The sequence below is a fragment of the Echinimonas agarilytica genome, assembly GCF_023703465.1.
Classification (GTDB): Bacteria; Pseudomonadota; Gammaproteobacteria; order Enterobacterales; family Neiellaceae; genus Echinimonas; species Echinimonas agarilytica.
In genome coordinates this window covers 556,593-571,067 of record NZ_JAMQGP010000003.1, presented here as the reverse complement: position 1 = coordinate 571,067, position 14,475 = coordinate 556,593, and the positions used below count along the sequence as shown (strand labels likewise).

Sequence of the window (14,475 nt, the reverse complement as noted above, 5' to 3'; positions counted from 1 at the left end):
TTCCCCTTAGTAAGAACGCACTTTAGGCGGGAAAGCATCACGGAATTGAGGTGCCATATTGACATCACGGCGTTCCATCGTTTGGCTTTCTGGCAAGTACAAGCTGTGGCACAACCAATTGTCATCATCACGCTCGGTGAAATCTTCACGCGAGTGAGCACCACGACTTTCGGTACGGAAGTTTGCCGCCTGCGCTGTTGCAACGGCAGTTTCCATGAGGTTCTCAAGCTCTAAACATTCAATACGCTGAGTGTTGAATGCGTTTGAAGTATCATCCAAACGAGCAACCTTCAGACGTTCACGAATTTCTTTCAATTCATTCAAGCCTTCGGCCATTGCATTACCTTCACGGAATACCGAGAAGTTCAACTGCATGCATTGCTGCAAGTCTTTACGGATTTGAACTGGATCTTCGCCTTTCGGGGTAGTGTTCCAACGGTTCAAACGCGCAAGACCAGCATCTAAATCAGATTGAGAGGCATCACGTGCTTCTGATGAATTCGCTAGCGCTTCGCCTAAGTATTTGCCCGCAGCACGGCCAAATACGACTAAGTCAAGCAGCGAGTTACCACCTAAACGGTTTGCACCGTGTACAGAGACACAAGCAATCTCACCTACCGCAAACAAGCCTTCAACGATTTTTTCGTTGCCGCTTGAATCACGTCCAACGACTTGTCCATTCACATTGGTCGGTACACCGCCCATCATGTAGTGGCAGGTCGGAATCACAGGAATAGGTTCGTGCACTGGATCAACATGAGCAAATGTGCGTGACAACTCACAAATACCAGGCAGGCGTGATTCGAGTACGTCTTTGCCCAAGTGATCGAGTTTCAATTTAGCATGTGGGCCCCAAGGACCATCACAACCACGACCTTCACGAATTTCAGTCATAATTGAACGTGCGACAACATCTCGGCCCGCCAGATCTTTCGCATTCGGAGCATAACGCTCCATGAAGCGCTCACCGTCTTTGTTCAACAAGTAACCGCCTTCACCACGGCAACCTTCAGTGACAAGTACGCCTGCGCCTGCAATTCCTGTTGGATGGAATTGCCACATTTCCATGTCTTGTACAGGAACCCCTGCACGCATGGCCATGCCAACACCGTCGCCAGTGTTAATATGCGCGTTGGTCGTCGATGCGTAAATACGCCCTGCACCACCTGTGGCTAGTACAACGGCTTTAGATTTAAAGTAAACGACTTCACCGGTTTCAATGCAGATAGCAGTGGTACCGACCACAACGCCATCTTGATTTTTCACCAAGTCGAGCGCATACCACTCAGAAAAAACGTTGGTTTTATTTTTGATATTTTGTTGGTACAGGCAGTGCAATAGTGCATGCCCTGTACGGTCAGCTGCTGCAGCAGTACGTGCAGCTTGCTCGCCACCAAAAGCTTTAGATTGGCCACCAAATGGACGCTGATAAACACGGCCATTTTCAAAGCGAGAAAATGGAAGCCCCATGTTCTCAAGTTCTGTGATTGCTTCTGGCCCAGTCTTGCACATGTACTCAATGGCATCTTGGTCGCCAATGTAGTCAGAACCTTTCACGGTGTCGTACATGTGCCATTCCCAGTTATCTTCATGTGCATTACCTAGAGCAACGGTAATACCACCTTGTGCAGATACAGTGTGAGAACGGGTTGGAAATACTTTGGACAACAAAGCGCAACTTTGGCCCGATTCAGTAATTTGTAAAGCGGCGCGCATGCCCGCTCCGCCTGCGCCGATTACGACGGCGTCAAACTCGTACGTTGGAATAGCCATTTACACTCCCCAAAGAACAAAAATGCCGCTCGCAACAATAGCGAGAATAACGACATTCAAAACGAATTGAAGTGAACCACGCAGACCCGCAGGTTTTACGTAATCCGTCAGCACCTGCCACAAGCCAATCCAAGCGTGTACTAAAAACGCGATGAGCGTAATTAGGGTAAACACCTTGGTCGTCATGCATGCAAAAAAGCCTGACCATACTTCATACGTCATTTCAGGAGTACAGACTAAATAACCAACAATATAAATTGTGTAGGCCAGCAACAAAATTGCCGAACAACGCAATAAGATGAAATCTTGAACGCCATTGCGTCCGAGGCTAGATGCCTGCATTACCATAGCCATACTCCTGCCAAAACTGCCAGCACAGCAGAAATTACAAACGACGCTTGAGCACTTTTTATGCCCGACTCTAGCTCTTCCCAAACACCCAAATCCATGATGAGGTGACGAACGCCTACAACAAGGTGGTATGCCAGTGCTGTGAGGATTCCCCACATTATGAACTTACCAAAAGGATGATTAATCACGGCAACGGCATCTGCAAAACCTTGTTCTGATGAAAGGGACAACCCTAACAACCAAATCAAAATTGCTATACCGAAAAACATGATCACACCGGTAACACGGTGCAAGATAGAAGCGATCGCTGTCGCAGGAAATGTTACAGTAGTGAGGTCCAGATTGACCGGTCTATTTTTATTCACGTTAGGCTCACTAAGCTCTCTATAGTTTTAATTATCAGAGCAGCCCGAGCGCTTAAAATTAACAAAAACGTCACATTTAAGCTCAGGTGAAACCGGATTCTGTTAAATCCACTTCCGATGCATGCACGAAGAAGAAGCAACACCCGCGCAGGCTGCACCGAAGCAGTATACTGAGGGGTTCAAATAAATACAATTGCTACTAAAGTCTTATTTAAATGGGCTAAATTGGGGCTAAAATGTGAACCAAAATCGCATTAGTACGTTCTAAGATAGTGCGCTTGCACCATTAGCATTCAAACGCTCAATTAAATTGACTTTTGTGGCCGGATCTGGATAGTAATAGGCCGCTTATTCGAGCACGTGCCTTGCAAAGAGCACACATAATAAAATCGCAAGGAGATACCCTATGGCTGAAAAAAATGCAGTACTCCACATTGGTGGGAAGGAAATCGAACTCCCTGTACTGAGTGGAACTGCTGGCCATGATGTCATCGACATCCGAGCTTTGGGAAAAAACGGTTACTTCACGTTCGACCCAGGCTTTCTTTCTACAGCTTCATGTAAATCATCCATCACATATATCGATGGTGACCAAGGTGTGTTGTTGCATCGCGGTTACCCAATCGCAGATTTAGCAAATAATTCTAGCTACTTAGAAGTTTCTTATTTGCTTTTGTATGGTGAGAAACCATCTGCGGAACAACTTGAAGAATTCGTCGCTATGGTTGGCAAGCACACAATGCTTAACGATCAATTGGTAAGTTTCTTCAAAGGCTTCCGTCGTGACGCTCACCCTATGGCGATCATGTGTGGCGTAGTTGGCGCAATGTCTGCGTTCTTCCACGACTCACTCGATGTTGAAAACCCTCGTCATCGCGAAGTAGCAGCGTTTCGTTTGGTATCTAAGATGCCTACGATTGCAGCAATGTGTTACAAGTACAATGTTGGCCAGCCCTTCATGTACCCTCGCAATGACTTAAACTATGCAGAAAACTTTTTGCATATGATGTACGCGACACCATGCGAAGAATATAAGCCTGATCCAATTATCGCTGACGCGATGGATAAGATTTTTATCTTGCATGCTGATCACGAACAAAATGCATCAACATCAACGGTTCGCTTAGCGGGCTCATCGGGTGCTAATCCATTCGCATGTATCGCCGCTGGTATTGCATCGCTTTGGGGCCCAGCGCACGGTGGCGCAAATGAAGCCTGCTTGAACATGCTTGAAGAAATCGGTTCATTGGACCGTATCGACGAGTATGTTGCAAAAGCAAAAGACAAGAATGACCCATTCCGCCTTATGGGCTTCGGACATCGTGTTTACAAAAATTACGATCCACGAGCCACTGTAATGCGCGAAACGTGTCATGAAGTGTTGGATCACTTGAACATTCAAGATCCATTGCTTGATGTTGCTATGAAGCTTGAGCAAATTGCCTTGGAAGACCCTTACTTCGTTGAGAAGAAGCTCTATCCAAACGTTGATTTTTACTCGGGTATCATTCTCAAAGCAATTGGCATTCCTACAAACATGTTCACAGTGATTTTTGCACTGTCGCGCACAGTTGGTTGGATTGCTCACTGGAATGAAATGCACGCAGACGCAGATAATAAAATCGGCCGTCCTCGTCAATTATATACCGGTGCTGATAGCCGTAAGTTCTAGAGAACTTAAGGGCATTTTAAAAAAAAGCGGCAATATGCCGCTTTTTTTGTATGCTAAATAGATTGAATGAAAGGATTGACCATGAAAATATTGTTATGCCTTGCAAGCATCGTTCTATTGGCCTCATGTGCAGACCAAACAGACGCTTCGCCCGATCTATTTTTTAAGCAAGACGGCATTAATATTATATGTACTCAACAGCGCTACATTAGCTGCTTAGGTGTGACTCAAGAAGAGTGCTCCGTTCAGCTCGCTCCGCACGCCGACATGTGCATGGAGCAAGCATGGGATAATGCACATTATAAACAAGACAAGACCAGTGCCAGCGCAATTAGTTTACGTTATGGCAATTGCTTACTAACAGAGCAAAATAAGCTTAACGACAAGGTGTTGCAGTGTTTTAAAGACGCCAAAAACAATTCAAATTTGTGACACTGCGCCAATTTATTCAGAATCGAGACCGTTCACAATGTCTCGAATCAGGTTCAAATGCTCCGGAGTATCAACTCCATGCGGTGGTGCTTCAGGAGCAACGCCCACATGAATCTTCTCGCCATACCAAAGTACGCGCAATTGCTCTAACGATTCGATGAGTTCAAGCGGCGATGGTTTCCAATTGATATAGCGGCGAATAAATCCACTTCGATACGCATAAATACCAATATGGCGCAGCCAAAAACGTGTTTTGAGTGCAGGTTCATCCTCAAACAAGCCATCTCGGTCATACGGCATTGCACTACGAGAAAAGTACAATGCATGCCCCTGCGCGTTATACACAACCTTCACCACATTCGGGTCGAGCCACTCATCGGTACGATGAATTGGAGTTGCCAGTGTCGACATTCCTGCATCATGACTATTGGCTAAATTTTCAGCCACTTGCCGAATATTACTTGGCGGAATCAGCGGTTCATCACCTTGCACATTGACAATAATTTCGTCGTCTGCCAACTCAAGCATTTCGCACACTTCTGCCAGTCTCTCGGTACCCGATTGATGATGAGCGGACGTCATGCACACTTCAGCTCCAAACTCAGTGACGACTTCAGCAATACGTTCATCATCTGTAGCCACCACAATACGAGATGCGCCTGAGAGTTGAGCCTGCTCAACTACATGAATGACCATCGGTTTTCCGCCGATGTCCGCTAATGGCTTACCGGGTAAACGCGACGATTGGTAACGCGCAGGAATAATGACCGTAAAACTCATTTGGGTAGCTCTTCACTGGAGAGTGTTTCAGCTTCTTCTTCAATTAAAACCGGTATCCCTTTGTTAATCGGGTATGCAAGGCGATCAAATCGGCACACCAAGCGCTCTTCTTCGGTTGCATCGAATGTGAGTTTTCCTTTGCATACTGGGCACGCAAGAATTTCTAATAGCTGAATATCAAAAGCCATAACGGCAAATTCCTTTAATGATCCCGTGGATGCGAATTGAGAGTCTTTACTACATCTTGCAATCGGCTTAATAACTTGGCTGAATGCGATGCGTCGATCAATGCATTAACGGGTAAATAATAACTTTCTGAGGCCTCGAATTGACTGCATTTTACCGCGTCTTTCTCCGTCATCAGAATCACATCATAATCTTTTTGCCAACGTCGATACTGCGACTCAGAAATCTCAGCATGGTCGTCCAATGGCATTGTATCACCGCTCACCCCTAACCCTGCGGCGGTGTCGAAAAATCGTGTTGGGTCGCCAATACCAGCAACAAGTAAAATCCGCTTGCCCGCAAAGCTTGCACTGGTTGCGGTCACACTGGAGTTTACGTTCATCCATTGGCTTGCTGGGATTAATGACATAGCCCACTCGCAAGCCTCAGCTTCACCGCCATTGCTAATACAAGCAAACACGCTGGTTAAACGCGAGCGTCCTTCTCGCAGTGGCCCTGCGGGTAGCCGGTAGCCATTGCCAAAACGACGCTGTCCATCAATCACCACAAGTTCAATATCGCGCTGTAGCGCATAGTGTTGAAGCCCATCATCAGCCACAATCACATCACAGCCCAACTGCTCTGCTTTTTGGGCTGCTTGAGTTCGTAGCGGATCAACAACGACGATACAGTTTGTTCTTTTAGCGATTAACAAAGGCTCATCACCACATTCAGCTGGCTGCGAAGTTGCAGTCACTAAAAACGGGTAATGAGGTGCTTTGCCGCCATAACCTCGGCTCACCACCGCCGGCTTGTAACCATTGCTCTTCAGCAACTCAATAAGCCAAAGCACAGTGGGCGTTTTACCACTTCCACCAACGGTAATGTTGCCCACGACAATCACAGGCACCGATGGTCGGTAAGATTGCAACAAACCTTTTTGATAAAGCGTGCGTCGCAGCCATGCAATTGCGCTAAAGAGCAACGACACCGGCCAAAGAGCCAGTGTCCAAGAAAATTTCTGTTGCCAAGCAAGTTGAATCGGCTGCATTTATGACGGTTCTATTGGCTGAACTGCATTTGGTGTAACTGGGCGTACGCACCTTGGCGTTGAAGCAGCTCGGTATGCGTGCCCATCTCAATAATATGCCCTTCATCCACCACGGCTATCACATCAGCATTTTCGATGGTCGAAAGACGGTGAGCCACCACAATGGACGTTCGGTTTTGCTGTAAAGATTCCAATGCTTCTTGGATATATCGCTCTGATTCTGTGTCGAGTGCTGATGTCGCCTCGTCTAAGATCAAAATTGGCGCATCACGCAATATCGCGCGCGCAATAGCCAAGCGTTGACGTTGCCCACCAGACAGCATCACGCCGTTTTGTCCAATTTCGGTATCTAAACCATCTGGCAGTTGTTCGATGAATTCCATTGCGTGAGCACTGGTAGCCGCGTCAATAATACGCTCACGCGTAACCTGCCCTTCAAGACCATAAGCGATATTGTTTGCCACCGAATCATTGAATAAAATGACCTGCTGCGAAACAACTGCAATTTGTCGGCGCAATGACGCTAAAGTGTAGTCTCCGACCAACTCATCATCGAGCTTAATCTGCCCTGACTCAGCCTCGTAAAAACGGGTCAGTAATTGAGTAATGGTCGACTTACCACTGCCGGAACGACCGACTAACGCCAACGACTGCCCGGCCTTTAAATTGAAGCTCACATCTTGCAGAGCGGGTACTTCTTTGCCCGGATAGGTAAAGGTTACCTTGTTAAATTCAATGGTTCCTTGCGCTCTGGTCGGAGCCTTGGTGCCACTATCTTTTTCTTCAATCTCATCAATAATTTCAAAGATAGAACGAGCCGCTGTAATGCCACGCTGAAAATCTGACTGCACACTGGTTAATTTTTTAAGTGGTCTGAGCATGATGATCATAGCAGTGACCATCGACGCAAATGTACCTGCCGTAAGGGTTTCAACCATGCCCGGCAAACTCGCAACAAACAACACTCCGGCCAATGCGAATGAGGCTATTACCTGAATAATTGGCGACGACAAGGCTTCCACCGAACGCATTTTCATGATTTGCTGGCGCGTGTGATTACTGACCTTGTTAAAGCGATCTTTTTCAATATCTTGGCCACCATAGGACAACACCACTTTGTGCCCATTCAGCATTTGCTCTGTTGCTGTGGTCACTTCACCCATCGCATTTTGAATGCCTTTCGATATCTTCCGAAAGCGTCGGCTTACCTTGTTCACAACAAAGCCAACGAGCGGACCAATCAATAAGAAAATGAGAGATAGCTGCCAGCTGTAATAGAACATCATGCACAGCAGGCCAATGACAAACGCGCCTTCTTGAATGAGCGTCGTAATGGCTTTACTCGCAGCGTTCGATACTTGTTCGGTATTGAAGGTGACCTTAGAAATTAAATCACCTGTGGTGTTCTTATCAAAGAATGGCACCGGTAAATGAACCAATCTGGCAAACATTTCTTGGCGCATGACCATGACCACTTTGGAGCCCACCCAAGCGAGCCCGTAATTGGCAATAAAGCTACACACTCCACGTAAAAACAGCACCACTATGACAAAAATAGGTGCATACAAAAGCACTTTGCTATCGGGGTTCGACAAACCATTATCGATGAGCGGTTGAATGGTATAAACGAACAGCGTATCAACACCAGCATAACCGAGCATGCCAACAATAGAGAATAAAAAAGCGAGCCGATAAGGCACAACATATTTAAGTAAGCGGCGGTAATCACTAGGCTTTTCGGTGGACATAAGAACCTGTTCGCATAAAATTTGAGGGCACATTCTAACTGGGTCAGCGCTGAACTCCAACCACCCTTTAAAATCGGCTATCCCGATCTAATCGTGATCCTGCATGGGGTCAGCACAGCGATACCAAACAGGCCATGTTAAATCACAATAACCTTCGGAATTCCAGCGGTCTTCATTCCATTGTAGCTTTACCAATCCAAGCTGCGCAGTATTCAATAGCTCCACAGCATGATTCTGGTACCGACGGCTCACTTCTGCGCGAGGAAATCGCCAACGATTTCGATGGCCACTAGACACCACTGCTATTTGAGGATTCACGCGCTGAATAAACGAAACGGACGAAGAAGTACCAGAGCCATGATGTGGAACTGACATCACGTCAGCCTCCAAAACCTCGCGAGGCCATTGTTGCATTAGATTTTTCTCTTGTTTTCGACTGATGTCTCCGGTGAGCAGAACTTGCGTATCGCTGGACTCAATTTTTAACACGCATGAATTGTCGTTATCACTATCGCCGATCACTGAAGGACTTAAAAAGTAACCATGCAAGCGCTCAGTAGCAATGGTTAAAGGTGGCTTGCAGAGCTTTCCACTATCCGATGACGGCCATGATTGCCAGCGTTCGGCAACAGGGTAAACCTTTCGCAGATGTGCTTCGGAACCAGCATGGTCATTGTCGCTATGACTCAAAATGAGACTGTCGATCGTCGACACACCAATATTTCGTAAGTATGGAATCACCGCCTGGTCGGCCATGTTAAATCCGCTTTTGAAAGCCGCTCCCACATCGTACAAAACCACATCAAAGCCTTCACGCACCAATACCGACTGCCCCTGGCCGACATCAATAAACTCAACAGTGAATGCAGTCTGAAAATTCCGAAAGTACTGCCCTCCTAATACCGCCACCAGCAATACCATTGCTCCAATCGTATGGGCTTTTGATACCATCATGCTCATCACCACAAGCAAGCCCACGCAAAATAGCATCCAAGCACCGATGACATCTGAATATAAAATTTGCCATTCAAGTGCGCCCATATACGTTAATCCGACCATTAACATATCTAGTTGCCAATCGGCAGCAAAAAAACACCAGTAGCCAATAATAGGTAGAAACAACGACAACACCGCACCGGCAAAAATCATCGGCAAGATGCTCAAACTAATCCATGGAATAGCCACTAAATTAATCAATGGAGCAAGTAAACTTTGCTGGCCAAAAACTCCCAGCTGAATCGGTAGTAAACACACCACCACTGCGCATTGAACACAGACCAAGGCACGCCATCGTCGCCATCCGCAGGACTGAGAGACCCAAATGCCCACGAACACCGCATTAACCGCAGAAAAACTCAGCCAAAAACTGGTGCTATAGGCCATATTGGGAGCAATGATGAGCAACGCGGCAGCCACTAACAACACCAACCGAAACGGGCGAATGCGAATATGCAATTGCAACATAGTGGTAACCACACCCGCAAACAGCAAGGCTCTAACAGTCGGCACGGCCATTCCCGTCACTACCGTATAAACCGCACACACAGCGAGTGCCAGCCACCACACAAACACAGTGGGTCGCGCATAACGGATCCACCCCAAGTAGCGACCAACCGACACCAATCCGCGCAATACGAATACTACAAGTGTGAACAAGATGCCAAGGTGTAAGCCTGAAATCGCCATTAAATGCGCCGTTCCCGTATTAGCTAGGGTTTGCCATAATTGAGGGGTCATCTCGCTACGGTCTCCCAACGCCATTGCAAGCATTAATGCCGACGATGAATGTTGCTCAAGTGCATATTTCACGGTTCTTAGGTTTGAGGTCACAAAAGATTCACGATGCTCACGGTCATGGCGTAAGGTTGCTGATGTAACGTACCCGCTAGCGACAATATTGTTGCTCAGTAAATAGCGGCGATAGTTAAAACCTCCGGGATTACTTAGATCGTGTGGCGGTTTCGTTTTAGCAACCACTTGCCAAGACTGCCCCATATGAGGAGGCGCGAGTGTGTCTTTCCAGTTCAGCCGGATTCGGTATCGCGAAGGTAGGCCTTCCACTGTTGCAATAACTCGCGTACTTTGATGCTCACCACCGCGCTTTACAGAAACTAGCGTTATACTTAGGGGAGACAAACGGGAGTCTATCTCGGTCACTGCGTTTTGATATGTGTGCCCATGAAAACCAATAATAACGATGCCCAAAAATACCGCGCTTAGGAACCGTATCCGTTTTCGAAATAAACAGATGCAGGCAACCGCAGCACAGAGTATTATCTCGCTTTCGGTTGGCATTTTTGTCCATAGATTAGCGGACAAAATGACCAGTATGAATAGTTTCAACATCATCCGTGACGTTTTAAGTAGTAGTTAAGAAATGCCAAGAAAAACGATAAAACGAATCATGCCAACGCCAGAGGCGTTGAGGTCCAACAAGAATCTTGGCTTTTTGGGCAGCATCCTGCATGACCCAAACATCTTCCATATTAATAGAAAAAGTGCCGCGGGTGCTTTCGCCATCGGTTTATTTGTTGCGTTTCTTCCGATCCCATCACAAATGATCGTTGCAGCTCTGCTTGCGGCTCTGTTTCATGTCAATTTGCCACTATCTGTTGCATTGGTTTGGATCAGCAATCCAATCACCATGCCACCCATGTTTTATTTTGCTTATAAAGTAGGCGTATTCACCACAGGCGCGCCTGAATATCAGTTTACGTTTGAGCTCAGTTGGGAATGGTTAAAAGCCAGCGTGGTGCAGCTTGGCCCAGCATTTTTTGCAGGATGCTTAATTTGTGGCGTTGTCTTTGGAGCCTTGGGCTACATTGCGATTCGTTTGCTATGGCGGCTGAGCGTGGTTCGTGCTTGGCAAAAACGCCAACGTAAATCCGACTGAAACAAAAAGGCTGTTAGTATTCAACAACCTTTTAGAGCTGACAAATTCGCTTTAGTGCCCGCCCAATTCATTAGCCGGTAAGATACGGCTTGCGCGCCAGGCTGGGTATAACGTAGATGTGAACGCCGTTACCCACGCCACCACACTTACGGTCAGCACATCTTGCAAATGCAACTCGCTGGGTATTTGGTCAATAAAGTAAATATCGCCCGACAGCATGGTTTGGCCAATGACAGATTCAACGCCGTGTAAAATGTCACCCAAGTACACCGACAACAAAGCTCCACCAGCGGCACCAAAGGCAACACCAATCACGCCAGTCAGTACTCCCTGCCATACAAACGTCGACATAATCATGCGCCCCGACGCTCCCATGGTCAGCAGAATAGCGATTTCAGAACGTTTGTCTTGTACGGCCATCACAAGTGACGACACAATATTAAAACAAGCTACGCCTATAACTAGCACCATCACGAGGTAAACAATGCCACGAACCATTTGAATATCGTGATAGACATGGCCGTTGGCGCGCATCCAGTCAGACACGTAAACATACATGGGCAAGCTCGCACCTGCTGAGTAGGCAGCTTTATTGGCGGTAAATATATCTTGAACCTTAAGCTCTAAACCTTTTACCCCAAAGTCTAAATTAGCCAAGACCCGAGCCTCATCAATGTGGATATAGGCAGTCAGACCGTCTATTTGACCGCCAAAACGAAAGATCGATACGACTTCAAACGGGTAACTTTTCGGCGCACTTAAACGATTTGGCTGAGATTCGTTGGGCACGAGCACATTGATAGTGTCACCAGCCTCCACGTTTAAAGCATCGGCAATGCCGCCGCCTAATATAATTTCACGCCCCGTTAAACTTTGACTCACATTGGGATACAAATAATCGGCATACGCTGAAACCTTGCTTTGTAAACTCGGATCAATGCCTTTGACCTGTACCGCTCGCATCTGCTCGCCGTGCGACACCATACCGTTAATATTGATAAAAGGAGCCACAGCTTCAATGTCATCGCGAGCTTCCAACTGGGCGCTAAAGCCCTGCCAATTGGTCATCGGCTCAGTGAGCGACACAACCTCAGCATGCGGTATCACCGCCAACAAACGTTCGCTCAGCGCTCGCTCAAAGCCATTCATCACACTCAACACCAAAATAATTGCGGTAATTCCTACAGCAATCCCCACGGTGCTCGAAGAGCTGATAAACGACACCATACGACTACTGCGGCGTCCCGACATAAATCGCAACGCGGTCAGTAAAGCAATGGGTCGGAATAGTTTTGCAGCCATCAGTCCACCAGCTTTCCGTTGCGTAACACCAGCTGACGGTCGAGTTTATCCGCCAAGGTTAAATCGTGAGTGACGACTACAAAGCTCGTATCGAGCTGCTGGTTTAACTCGCGTAGCAAGTGGTAAACGCTCAATCCAGTTTCATGATCGAGATTACCCGTTGGTTCATCTGCCAACACCAAACGGGGCTGATTAACAATCGCTCGGGCAATGGCAACGCGTTGACGTTCTCCGCCCGAAAGCTCAGCAGGACGATGCTTAAACCGATGTTGCAAGCCAACTCGTTTCAAACACTGTTCGGCCGCCTTACGAGCCTTGTAAACAGGCTGCCCCGCAATTAACAGCGGCATGGCTACATTCTCAACCGCATTAAACTCAGTTAATAAATGATGAAACTGATACACAAAACCCATGTGCTCATTACGATACTTAGCGGATGCGCGACGGCTCATTTTTAACAAATCGTCTTCACCACACATCAATTCGCCATACGTGGGATGATCCAATAAGCCCAAGATATGCATGAGGGTACTTTTACCCGAACCTGAACTTCCCACAACGGCGAGCATTTCGCCCGTCATTAACTCGAAGCTCACATCATCCAACACATTCGTTTCTAACGAACCTTCCTTGTACGTTTTACTAATGTGATGCGCTTTGAGTAGCGACTTAGTCATACCTTAAAGCCTCCGCTGGCATTACTGATGCAGCTTGTCGCGCTGGATACAGCGTAGCTAAAAAACTCATACAAACAGCAAGTGCGGCCACTGCAGCAACCTGCGTATATTGAATATCAACGGGCAGGCTATAAGCGCCATACCCAGGTGTAGCAACCACTTGAATGCGAGCCGCTGCCAATACCACATCTAAATTAGCGGCAGCTAACAGCCCAACAAAGGTACCCATGATTGCGCCAAGTACACCTTGAGCACAGCCCTGCACCATAAATACTTGTGTAATTTGTTGGGGGGTTAAGCCTAATGTTTGAAGAATGGCCACGTCAGACTGTTTGTTTGCAACAATTAAAAATAGGGCCGAGACAATGTTGAATGCCGCCACCCCAATAATCAGCAGCAGCAACAACCACATCATGGCTTTTTCCATTTTCACCGCTGAAAATAAATCACCGTGGCTGATCTGCCAACTATGAATGATCCAATCTTGCCATTGTGTGCTGCGGCTAAATTCGCCAACCAAGGTGTCAGCAAGAAATGCATCTGTTAAATACAGTCTTATGCCTTCTGCACTGCCGGCAGGTTTACGCGTCATACGTGCAGCATCTTTCATCGACACATAGACATAACTGTAATCGGCCTCAGAGCCCATATCAAACAAGCCCCCCACCACAAACCGGCGTTGATTTGGCACTTGGCCAACCGGCGTGTAGCGCGCGCCTTCCAGTACAGATAATCGCACTGAATCACCAACCGACACGCCCAGCTTAGAAGCCAGCACTCGACTCATTAAAATTTGATATTTATGCAGCGTTAAATCACTCAACTCACCCCGCACCATCGACCGAGAGAGCGGAGACACGCCTTGTTCCGTTGCAACATCAATACCAATCATCTGCACGCCAGTCATTTGGCTGCTCGATTGGACCAATGCTTGCGACTCAATAAAAGGCACCGCGCCCAGCACATTTGGATGTTGTTGCAACGTTTCAATTGCCCGACTCTGCGTGAGTGCATCGATGGGTGTTTGTTGTAACAACACCACTTGAGGCACGAGGCCTAAAATTCTCTTTTTCAGTTCTCCTTCAAAACCATTCATGACAGAAACCACGACAATGAGCGCCATAACGCCTATGGTGATACCCGCAGTGGAGAAGAAATTGATGAAGGAAACAAAACCGCTTCCTTTGCGGGCCCGAGCATAACGCAGACCGATAAATAGAGTTGGGGGCCGAAACATGTTTTACCTGAAGTTATTCAAAAGTTTTA

14 protein-coding genes are annotated in these 14,475 nt (G+C 47.1%); 3 read left to right on the top strand and 11 right to left on the bottom strand.

Annotated elements, in window-relative coordinates:
- Positions 1 to 6: 6 nt before the first annotated feature.
- The 3 genes from sdhA to sdhC are packed head-to-tail and all read right to left on the bottom strand — an operon-like array spanning position 7 to position 2,489.
- Complete coding sequence (gene sdhA / locus NAF29_RS09765; protein WP_251261361.1) at positions 7 to 1,773, bottom strand: succinate dehydrogenase flavoprotein subunit; 1,767 nt, start codon at positions 1,771 to 1,773, stop codon at positions 7 to 9.
- Positions 1,774 to 2,121: a succinate dehydrogenase, hydrophobic membrane anchor protein gene (sdhD, locus tag NAF29_RS09760; protein ID WP_251261360.1), complete on the bottom strand. Its 348-nt coding sequence runs from the start codon at positions 2,119 to 2,121 to the stop codon at positions 1,774 to 1,776. It lies immediately after the preceding gene.
- Positions 2,115 to 2,489 (bottom strand): succinate dehydrogenase cytochrome b556 subunit, encoded by a 375-nt coding sequence (gene sdhC, locus NAF29_RS09755; RefSeq protein ID WP_251261359.1) that lies wholly within the window; start codon positions 2,487 to 2,489, stop codon positions 2,115 to 2,117. Before sdhC ends, sdhD begins: the two co-directional genes overlap by 7 nt.
- A 406-nt stretch (positions 2,490 to 2,895) precedes the next feature.
- On the opposite strand from sdhC, the gene gltA reads away from it, so the two are divergent.
- Both gltA and NAF29_RS09745 read left to right on the top strand, forming a co-directional pair.
- Complete coding sequence (gene gltA / locus NAF29_RS09750) at positions 2,896 to 4,161, top strand: citrate synthase (protein WP_251261358.1); 1,266 nt, start codon at positions 2,896 to 2,898, stop codon at positions 4,159 to 4,161.
- Between the two features lie 81 nt (positions 4,162 to 4,242).
- A complete protein-coding gene (locus NAF29_RS09745) occupies positions 4,243 to 4,593 on the top strand; it encodes a hypothetical protein (protein ID WP_251261357.1) in 351 nt (116 codons plus the stop codon).
- Between the two features lie 12 nt (positions 4,594 to 4,605).
- On the opposite strand, the gene kdsB is transcribed toward NAF29_RS09745, so the two are convergent.
- From kdsB to NAF29_RS09720, 5 genes are all read right to left on the bottom strand, one after another.
- Positions 4,606 to 5,373, bottom strand: a complete 768-nt coding sequence (gene kdsB, locus NAF29_RS09740; protein WP_251261356.1) for a 3-deoxy-manno-octulosonate cytidylyltransferase — start codon at positions 5,371 to 5,373, stop codon at positions 4,606 to 4,608.
- Entirely contained in the window at positions 5,370 to 5,561 is a 192-nt protein-coding gene (locus tag NAF29_RS09735) for a Trm112 family protein (RefSeq protein ID WP_251261355.1), read from the bottom strand. Before NAF29_RS09735 ends, kdsB begins: the two co-directional genes overlap by 4 nt.
- Before the next feature lie 14 nt (positions 5,562 to 5,575).
- Positions 5,576 to 6,589: a tetraacyldisaccharide 4'-kinase gene (gene lpxK, locus NAF29_RS09730; RefSeq protein ID WP_251261354.1), complete on the bottom strand. Its 1,014-nt coding sequence runs from the start codon at positions 6,587 to 6,589 to the stop codon at positions 5,576 to 5,578.
- Positions 6,590 to 6,600: 11 nt separating this feature from the next.
- Positions 6,601 to 8,337: a lipid A export permease/ATP-binding protein MsbA gene (msbA, locus tag NAF29_RS09725; RefSeq protein WP_251261353.1), complete on the bottom strand. Its 1,737-nt coding sequence runs from the start codon at positions 8,335 to 8,337 to the stop codon at positions 6,601 to 6,603.
- A gap of 87 nt (positions 8,338 to 8,424) precedes the next feature.
- Positions 8,425 to 10,632 carry a DNA internalization-related competence protein ComEC/Rec2 gene (locus tag NAF29_RS09720; RefSeq protein ID WP_251261352.1) on the bottom strand — a complete coding sequence of 736 codons (2,208 nt, stop codon included), beginning with the start codon at positions 10,630 to 10,632 and terminating at the stop codon, positions 8,425 to 8,427.
- An 82-nt stretch (positions 10,633 to 10,714) separates the two neighbouring features.
- Between NAF29_RS09720 and NAF29_RS09715 the strand changes: the two genes are divergently transcribed.
- The gene (locus NAF29_RS09715) at positions 10,715 to 11,230 is read left to right on the top strand and encodes a DUF2062 domain-containing protein (RefSeq protein ID WP_251261351.1); all 516 of its coding nucleotides are present in this window, start codon (positions 10,715 to 10,717) and stop codon (positions 11,228 to 11,230) included.
- Positions 11,231 to 11,281: 51 nt separating this feature from the next.
- Here the strand turns inward: NAF29_RS09715 and lolE are convergent, their stop codons facing one another.
- The 3 genes from lolE to NAF29_RS09700 are packed head-to-tail and all read right to left on the bottom strand — an operon-like array spanning position 11,282 to position 14,446.
- Complete coding sequence (gene lolE, locus NAF29_RS09710; RefSeq protein WP_251261350.1) at positions 11,282 to 12,532, bottom strand: lipoprotein-releasing ABC transporter permease subunit LolE; 1,251 nt, start codon at positions 12,530 to 12,532, stop codon at positions 11,282 to 11,284.
- Positions 12,532 to 13,209 carry a lipoprotein-releasing ABC transporter ATP-binding protein LolD gene (lolD, locus tag NAF29_RS09705; protein WP_251261349.1) on the bottom strand — a complete coding sequence of 226 codons (678 nt, stop codon included), beginning with the start codon at positions 13,207 to 13,209 and terminating at the stop codon, positions 12,532 to 12,534. The genes lolE and lolD overlap by 1 nt, the downstream gene beginning before the upstream one ends.
- Positions 13,202 to 14,446: a lipoprotein-releasing ABC transporter permease subunit gene (locus NAF29_RS09700; protein WP_251261348.1), complete on the bottom strand. Its 1,245-nt coding sequence runs from the start codon at positions 14,444 to 14,446 to the stop codon at positions 13,202 to 13,204. Before NAF29_RS09700 ends, lolD begins: the two co-directional genes overlap by 8 nt.
- Positions 14,447 to 14,475: the final 29 nt, after the last annotated feature.

What these genes read in the sequence shown, in the direction of transcription:
- NAF29_RS09700 (WP_251261348.1), bottom strand. Translation starts at nt 14,446, where the DNA reads ATGTTTCGGCCCCCAACTCTATTTATCGGTCTGCGTTATGCTCGGGCC.
- lpxK (WP_251261354.1), bottom strand. Translation starts at nt 6,589, where the DNA reads ATGCAGCCGATTCAACTTGCTTGGCAACAGAAATTTTCTTGGACACTG.
- sdhA (WP_251261361.1), bottom strand. Translation starts at nt 1,773, where the DNA reads ATGGCTATTCCAACGTACGAGTTTGACGCCGTCGTAATCGGCGCAGGC.
- NAF29_RS09715 (WP_251261351.1), top strand. Translation starts at nt 10,715, where the DNA reads ATGCCAAGAAAAACGATAAAACGAATCATGCCAACGCCAGAGGCGTTG.
- sdhD (WP_251261360.1), bottom strand. Translation starts at nt 2,121, where the DNA reads ATGGTAATGCAGGCATCTAGCCTCGGACGCAATGGCGTTCAAGATTTC.
- NAF29_RS09745 (WP_251261357.1), top strand. Translation starts at nt 4,243, where the DNA reads ATGAAAATATTGTTATGCCTTGCAAGCATCGTTCTATTGGCCTCATGT.
- lolE (WP_251261350.1), bottom strand. Translation starts at nt 12,532, where the DNA reads ATGGCTGCAAAACTATTCCGACCCATTGCTTTACTGACCGCGTTGCGA.
- gltA (WP_251261358.1), top strand. Translation starts at nt 2,896, where the DNA reads ATGGCTGAAAAAAATGCAGTACTCCACATTGGTGGGAAGGAAATCGAA.
- msbA (WP_251261353.1), bottom strand. Translation starts at nt 8,337, where the DNA reads ATGTCCACCGAAAAGCCTAGTGATTACCGCCGCTTACTTAAATATGTT.
- lolD (WP_251261349.1), bottom strand. Translation starts at nt 13,209, where the DNA reads ATGACTAAGTCGCTACTCAAAGCGCATCACATTAGTAAAACGTACAAG.
- kdsB (WP_251261356.1), bottom strand. Translation starts at nt 5,373, where the DNA reads ATGAGTTTTACGGTCATTATTCCTGCGCGTTACCAATCGTCGCGTTTA.
- NAF29_RS09735 (WP_251261355.1), bottom strand. Translation starts at nt 5,561, where the DNA reads ATGGCTTTTGATATTCAGCTATTAGAAATTCTTGCGTGCCCAGTATGC.
- NAF29_RS09720 (WP_251261352.1), bottom strand. Translation starts at nt 10,632, where the DNA reads ATGCCAACCGAAAGCGAGATAATACTCTGTGCTGCGGTTGCCTGCATC.